6 protein-coding genes are annotated in these 6702 nt (G+C 51.4%); 1 reads left to right on the top strand and 5 read right to left on the bottom strand.

What is annotated here, in order from left to right:
- Positions 1-33: 33 nt before the first annotated feature.
- Positions 34-3039 (bottom strand): Tn3 family transposase, encoded by a 3006-nt coding sequence (locus K5Q99_RS20990; RefSeq protein WP_220778023.1) that lies wholly within the window; start codon positions 3037-3039, stop codon positions 34-36.
- A 166-nt stretch (positions 3040-3205) separates the two neighbouring features.
- Between K5Q99_RS20990 and K5Q99_RS20985 the strand changes: the two genes are divergently transcribed.
- Positions 3206-3757 (top strand): recombinase family protein, encoded by a 552-nt coding sequence (locus K5Q99_RS20985; RefSeq protein WP_058689192.1) that lies wholly within the window; start codon positions 3206-3208, stop codon positions 3755-3757.
- Positions 3758-3787: 30 nt separating this feature from the next.
- On the opposite strand, the gene merA is transcribed toward K5Q99_RS20985, so the two are convergent.
- The 4 genes from merA to merR all read right to left on the bottom strand — a co-directional run bounded on the left by merA (position 3788) and on the right by merR (position 6596).
- Positions 3788-5443: a mercury(II) reductase gene (gene merA / locus K5Q99_RS20980; protein WP_069455588.1), complete on the bottom strand. Its 1656-nt coding sequence runs from the start codon at positions 5441-5443 to the stop codon at positions 3788-3790.
- Between the two features lie 7 nt (positions 5444-5450).
- Positions 5451-5735: a mercury resistance system periplasmic binding protein MerP gene (merP, locus tag K5Q99_RS20975; RefSeq protein ID WP_069455589.1), complete on the bottom strand. Its 285-nt coding sequence runs from the start codon at positions 5733-5735 to the stop codon at positions 5451-5453.
- Between the two features lie 34 nt (positions 5736-5769).
- The gene (locus K5Q99_RS20970; RefSeq protein ID WP_058689194.1) at positions 5770-6117 is read right to left on the bottom strand and encodes a mercuric transporter MerT family protein; all 348 of its coding nucleotides are present in this window, start codon (positions 6115-6117) and stop codon (positions 5770-5772) included.
- Between the two features lie 77 nt (positions 6118-6194).
- On the bottom strand, positions 6195-6596 hold the full coding sequence (merR, locus tag K5Q99_RS20965; RefSeq protein WP_069455590.1) for a mercury resistance transcriptional regulator MerR: 402 nt from the start codon (positions 6594-6596) through the stop codon (positions 6195-6197).
- Positions 6597-6702 lie beyond the last annotated feature (106 nt).

Below are 6702 nucleotides of genomic sequence, written 5' to 3'. Positions count from 1 at the left end.
GGGGTGTGAAGCCCAATGGTACGAAAACGTACGCTAAGGCCATTTGTCCAGCTCCGGTGGTTGTTTCAGCGGCCTCAGTTGCCCATTTAGTACTTGTTCAGTAAGGGTAAACGAATAATGCCCCAACATGTTCACGTGTTTATGGCTGAGCGGAGATAATCTGGCTTCGTCTTCTGCTTTCACATCCTCGCCTTGCTGTTTCAAGTGATCAAGAGCGGCCTGCATATAGATTGTGTTCCACAGCACCAGCGCGTTAGTCACCAAACCCAGCGCGCCAAGTTGATCTTCCTGCCCCTCTCGATACCGCTTCCGAATTTCACCACGCTGACCGTGGCAGATCGCCCGTGCGACCGCGTGACGGCTTTCTCCTCTATTCAACTGGGTCAGAATTCGACGGCGGTAGTCTTCATCATCCACGTAGTTCAGCAAGTAAAGTGTCTTATTGATACGGCCCGCTTCAATAATGGCTTGTGCTAGGCTGGAAGGCCGCTCACTTTTCAGTAGCGAACGGATCAGCTCGGAAGCCTGCACTGTACCCAGTTTGAGCGATCCCGCAATGCGCATCATGTCATCCCAGTGTTGTTCGATTTTGTGGGTATTGACGCAACTGCGAGCTAGCTCATCCAATGGGCCATAGTCAGCGGCCTTGTCCACGCGCCAGAACACGGATTCACCTGCGTCTGCAAGACGCGGTGAAAACTGGTATCCAAGCAACCAAAATAAGCCAAACACCATATCGCTGGCACCGGCGGTATCGGTCATAATCTCCATCGGGTTCAAGCCGGTTTGCTGTTCCAGAAGGCCTTCCAGCACAAAGATGGAGTCACGCAGTGTTCCTGGGACGACAATGCCATGAAATCCGGAAAACTGATCCGAGACAAAGTTATACCAGGTAATGCCTCGGCTGGAGCCAAAGTACTTCCGGTTCGGCCCTGCATTGATGGTGCGGATCGGAGTGACAAAGCGCATACCGTCGGCGGATGCCACCTCTCCACCGCCCCACTTATTGGCCAGAGATAAAGTAGACTGGTAGTTCACCAGTTTGGCATTGGCCTTCACCAGCGTCTCGGCACGCAGGTAATTCTGTTTGACCCAGTTTAAGCGGTGTCGGGTTAATGCGGGTACTTGATGCTTAATCAGCGACTCTAAGCCGATGTTGCATGCTTCCGCCAAAAGCACGGCGCAGACGCTGACAGTCAGGTCTTCGGCTCGGGCATTAGATTCGCTAACATGGGTAAATTCATCGGCAAAGCCGGTATGGGCGTGGATCTCCAGCAACAGCTCCGTCAGGTCCACGCTGGGCACTAAGGATTCGACTTGTTGAGAGAGCTGCGTTAGGCTGGGCGGCTCATCCAGCTTAGCAAAGTTCGTGATGGTCAATGTGGGCCGTTTGCCGGACAGATCCAGCTCAACTGCTTTGTTGTTGTCGAAGTTGGATGCCACTTGTCTGTAACTTGCATCCAGTTGACGCACCAGAGCGTCAATCGCTTCTTGGGGATTGAGTGGATGACCGAGTGAACGGCACACCTGAATGCGGTTTGCTTGCCATTCCGGCCCTTGTAACAGCTTGGCCCGTGGATCACCCCAGCGGTCGCTGTTCTCTACGTAGATATCACGGCGGCGCAAACTGTCTTGTAACTTATCGAGAAAGCACAGCGTATAGCCTCGCTTGGTCACTCTATCTTCTTTGTCGAACACCAGGCGTTTCCATGGATTAGAGACAATGTCCAGAGGGGCTTCATCCAGTAACAGCTTGCGCGATTCCAACAGCCCACCAAGATATTGATGGGCTTCCAGAGTCGCCTTGCCTGCCGGAGCCGCTTTGAATACGATATCACGCAGTAATTTCGGTAAAAAACGCCTGACCCTGCCATATTGTTCCACCATTTCATCCTGAAAGTTATCATCGTAGGGGCGAGCAAGTTCATGGACGGTGGCAATGGATGTCGCCAGTTTTTCACGAGACATTCTGGCAAAGATAGCTGACCTCAGCTGCTCATCCTGCATGCTTTCAGTGAGTATCAGGGTGCAAACCTCTGCTAGGGCCAACGCAGATTTATCCAAATCCTTCAATGTCCTCAGACGTTTTTTCTGCCCCAACTTTTTCGCCTCACCGGCAATATGGGTGATCAATAAATCCAGCACATCCAAGGCTTCATCTAGGGCCACGGTCTCGTACGTCTTAGCGAAGGCGACTAAAATGGCAGTGCGCTTTTGCTCCGGCATGCGAGCTATCTTGTGCATGGAAATCATGCCTGCGTGACGGGCAATGTTTTTAAAGCGAACGGGAGGAATGCCGGTAAAATCCAGCTCATGCATGCCGAACGCTTTTAGCGCCTGATAACGGTCAATGGCCTCATTGAAAGCTGGACCGCTAATCGTCACCGGCCCCTTGCGGTAGCGGTCAAAGCGGGAAGTTCGTGTTCCCTCAGGAACTTGAAGTAAGGTCTCAAGCTTTGCGATCTGCTTCGATGTCGGCAACGCCGACAACCGTTGCCACAAGCGATTAGTAGCCCGTTCTCGTACCTCGGAAATCAAGCGCGTCAAAGTGGTTTCACCAGGCAAAAGGATTTTATGCTGGACGAGCCAGCCAGTGGCTAGATCGAAAAGTAGGCAGGGCCGCTCGTTGCTGATCCAACTGCGCGTGTAGAGCAAACGGCTTAACCGGAACGACCACGGCCAGCTGAATTCCCGGTATTGGTACTGATCCCGGATCAAGGCGGCGTGCTCCCTTCGTGTGGTCTCCCGTTGCGCATAGGTGGACAATATCGCAACATCATTTAGTCCAAGCTGTCGTGCGACAAACCATTGGGCGTTGACCGGAACCTGTGGCAGGTTGGACATGAAGGTCCCCAGAAATCGAACACAGCCCAACTGCAAAGCAACACCAAAACGGTTCTGATTGCCGCGCCGATGATTGATAAAAGCCAGATCAGCTTCATCCAGATGAAAGTAGCGGGCCAACTGCACTTCATTCGGTTCAGCAGAGAATTGTCCATAGTTGGCTTTCTGTTCCGAAGTTAGAAAATCGACGGGCATGCGTCCCCCAAACAATACTTGTTCAAAATGCGAGACATTCTTAGTGTCTATTAATTTATAACTTCGTGGACATCATAAATGCCTCGCTCTAAACTGTCTATTAATTCGTAAATAACAATATAATAGACACGAAGTCTAAAAATACGATTTAGGAGACAGTTTTACCATGAGACTATTTGGGTATGCCCGAGTGTCAACGAGTCAGCAGTCCCTTGATGTGCAGATGAAGGCACTTAAGGCTGAAGGTGTTCGTGCGAATCGCATTTTTACCGACAAAGTATCTGGCAGCCACCTAAACCGAGATGGCCTGCAGATGCTTCGGGTAAAGGTAGAGGAAGGCGATGTCATCCTAGTGAAGAAGCTGGATCGGCTTGGCCGTGATACTGCCGACATGATCCAGCTCATTAAGGAGTTTGATGAGCTGGGAGTGGCCATCCGGTTTCTTGATGATGGGATCAGCACCGAAGGGACCATGGGTAAGATGGTAGTCACCATCTTATCCGCTGTTGCACAGGCTGAACGCCAACGCATACTGGAGCGCACCAACGAGGGGCGTCTGGAGGCCAAGGCCAAGGGAGTCAAATTTGGCCGAAAGCCGACGGTGGACAAGACTAGAGTCCGCTCACTCTACGAACAAGGGAACGGTGCCTCGGAGATCGCCAGACAGTTGAAAATAGGACGTTCGACAGTCTATAAAGTGCTTGCATTGAACGAATAAGGGCTTTTTTAACAGCCCTTGCTCAATTCGTTACCCCGCGCAGCAGGACAGCTCTTTCACATCTTTGTTAAAGGTTTGGGCGCAGAGCTTAAGCCCTTCCACCATGGTCAAGTAAGGGAACAACTGTTCGGATAATTCTGTTACTGTCATCCGGTTGCGGATGGCTAAAGCCGCACTCTGGATCAGCTCTCCGCCTTCATGCGCCAGGATTTGAGCGCCAATCAGGCGTCCACTGACTTTTTCTACCACCAGTTTGATAAAGCCATCAGTGTCAAAATTAGCCAATGCTCTAGGTACGTTTTCCATGCTTAGTACCCGACTATCGGTTTCAATATATTGTGCTTTGGCCTGATCTTCAGTCAGTCCGACGGTCGCCACCTGGGGATCGGTAAAGATCACCGCAGGCATAGCGGATAGATCCAGTTTAGTCTCACCGCCTGTCATATTGATGGCGGCGCGACTACCGGCCGCGGCCGCGACGTACACAAACTGCGGCATGTTGGCGCAATCCCCGGCGGCATAAACACCTGGAACGCTGGTTTCCATACGCTCATTGACGATGATCACGCCATTTTGCTCCGTCTTGACGCCTACCGCATCGAGGTTAAGCTTGCCTGTATTGGCATGACGGCCTGTGCTGATCAACAACTTGTCACAATGCAAAGTGCCAGCCCCAGCTTCTGATGAGAGAATTTCAAGAGTAAACTGCTGCCCATCATAGGAAACACTTGAAGCCTGGGTATGATTCAGAACACGAATGCCTTCTTTTTCAAAACATCCTGAGAGTTGTTCACCGAGCAAGGGCTCCTCCCGATAGAGCAGTGTGTGTCTGGCCAACACGGTTACCTCACTGCCTAATCGGCGATAGGCCTGGGCAATTTCCAGTGCCACGACTGACGAGCCAATCACCACCAGATGTTGAGGCATTTCTTCGGCAAAAAGAGCCTCGTTGGAAGTCCAATAGGGTGTCCCGCTCAGTCCTTCGATGGGAGGAATAGTCGGCGTCGATCCGGTCGCAATCAGGACCTTATCAGCGTGAACCTGCTGCTGCGTACCATCGTTTTGACTGACGATTAGTGTGTTAGCGTCCTTGAATCGCGCCCAACCTTTGATCAGACTGAGCGCAGGATTGGCGTCCAGAATATTCTGGTATTTGGCCGCACGCAGCTCCTCGACCCGCGCCGTTTGCTGCGCCAACAACAGTGAGCGACTCAGTTGGGGGGAATGATTTTCCAATCCCGCAAACGGGTTATGACGCTGCTGCTCTGCCAGTTGCGCAACCCGGATCAGGATCTTTGACGGCACACAACCAACGTTGACACAGCAGCCGCCAATGACATCCGCCCCTTCGATGAGCGTCACTTTAGCACCGCCTTCGGCTGCCTTGATGGCGCAGGCAAATGCCGCTGAACCGCTGCCAATAATAGCCACGTGCAGTTCTTCCGTATCCTCATCTTTGGTTAAGCGTGAGTTATTGCCCAACGCAACGACTTTAGCCTTATAGCCCAGCGTGGCGACAGCATCGAGCAAGGTTTTCTCATGGATATCTGTGTCGGTTTCGATGACGGCATTAGCCTCGTCATAAGAGACCATTGCGCTGCTAACGCCCGCAACGGCTAGCAGGGCCTCCTGAACATGATGGGTGCAACTTGCACAAGTCATCCCAGAGATAGACAGTGTGATCATAGGCACCTCAATTAGCTTTGTTTTTTATCGTGGAGGGATAACCAGCATTGGTGGTGGCTTCAATCAACGCATCGGCACTTGTCTTTTCATCATCAAAGGTCACCATGGCTTCTTTATCCTCATAGCTGACCTCCGCACGGGATACGCCATCGACTTTAGTCAGCGCCTTTTTCACCGTGATCGGACACATGGCGCAGTTCATGGTGGGTAAATCTAGGGTCACGGTTTGCGGTTTGGCCCAGGCCGTCAAACTTGTGACAAAGAGCATTAACACAAAGGTAAGTTTTTTCATGGATTATTCTCCAGCAGGTTGTTGGCATTCACTGTCAGGCAATCAAGGGGATCCAATAGCTACTGGTCACAAGTACCAGCGCGAGTAGAGCTGTTATCCAAAAGATGACTTGACGGCGTTTACGTACTTGCAAAACGGCACAGGCAGTGCCCGATTCGCAGGCCTCGACGGGACGGTAAACCTTCCACCCAGCCCAACTGAAGAGAACCAGCACAGCGAAGATGAAAAGGGGGCGATAAGGTTCGAGCAGAGTGAGATTACCGATCCAGGCGCCACCAATACCCAGCGTCAGCAACAGGAAGGGGCCGACGCAACACAGTCCTGCGCCGATAGCCGCCGCAATACCGCCGAATATTGGCAGATTGGCATCGTTTTTTGACATGACTCACTCCACTTGGTTTGTTCCAGTAAAGTCAGTCTAAACGCCGTACTCTAGTACGGAGTCAAGCAGGAATAAACTCAGCGCGATTTTCTATCCTCAGGAAGAAGGGAATCGATAATGGGACAATGGGTTTGGTCAGGATTAGCAGCGCATTGGTTCAACAAATCATTAAGGACGGTTTCCAAGCGACGCAGATCAGCCATCTTGGCACGAACACTGACAAGCTTGTGAGAAGCCATGTCTTGTACTTCTTGACAGGGAGTATTATCTAGCATCAGCAGATGGGATATTTCCTCCAAAGTAAACCCCAGTTCCTGGGCACGCTTGATAAACCGGATCCGGTTCAGGGTTGTCACTGGATAGCGACGATACCCCTCGGTTGGTTTATCAGGTTGTTCGATAAGACCACGCCGCTCATAATAGCGGACAGTCTCGACATTAACACCTGCCGACTTTGCTAATTGACTGATTGTGTACATTTGGGCCTTGCTCTCCGTACTTAAGTACGGTGGATTGTAATCCTAAAGCAGATAAACCCCAATAAAACCTTAACGTACGTTTTCGTTCTGTTGGACTTCATACCCC

The sequence above is a fragment of the Shewanella hafniensis genome (assembly GCF_019655335.1).
GTDB lineage: Bacteria > Pseudomonadota > Gammaproteobacteria > Enterobacterales > Shewanellaceae > Shewanella > Shewanella hafniensis.
This window is presented reverse-complemented; position numbering and strand designations above follow the sequence as displayed.

Coding starts and splice junctions, on each gene's coding strand:
- K5Q99_RS20990 (WP_220778023.1), bottom strand. CDS start 3,039: ATGCCCGTCGATTTTCTAACTTCGGAACAGAAAGCCAACTATGGACAA.
- merR (WP_069455590.1), bottom strand. CDS start 6,596: ATGTACACAATCAGTCAATTAGCAAAGTCGGCAGGTGTTAATGTCGAG.
- K5Q99_RS20970 (WP_058689194.1), bottom strand. CDS start 6,117: ATGTCAAAAAACGATGCCAATCTGCCAATATTCGGCGGTATTGCGGCG.
- merP (WP_069455589.1), bottom strand. CDS start 5,735: ATGAAAAAACTTACCTTTGTGTTAATGCTCTTTGTCACAAGTTTGACG.
- K5Q99_RS20985 (WP_058689192.1), top strand. CDS start 3,206: ATGAGACTATTTGGGTATGCCCGAGTGTCAACGAGTCAGCAGTCCCTT.
- merA (WP_069455588.1), bottom strand. CDS start 5,443: ATGATCACACTGTCTATCTCTGGGATGACTTGTGCAAGTTGCACCCAT.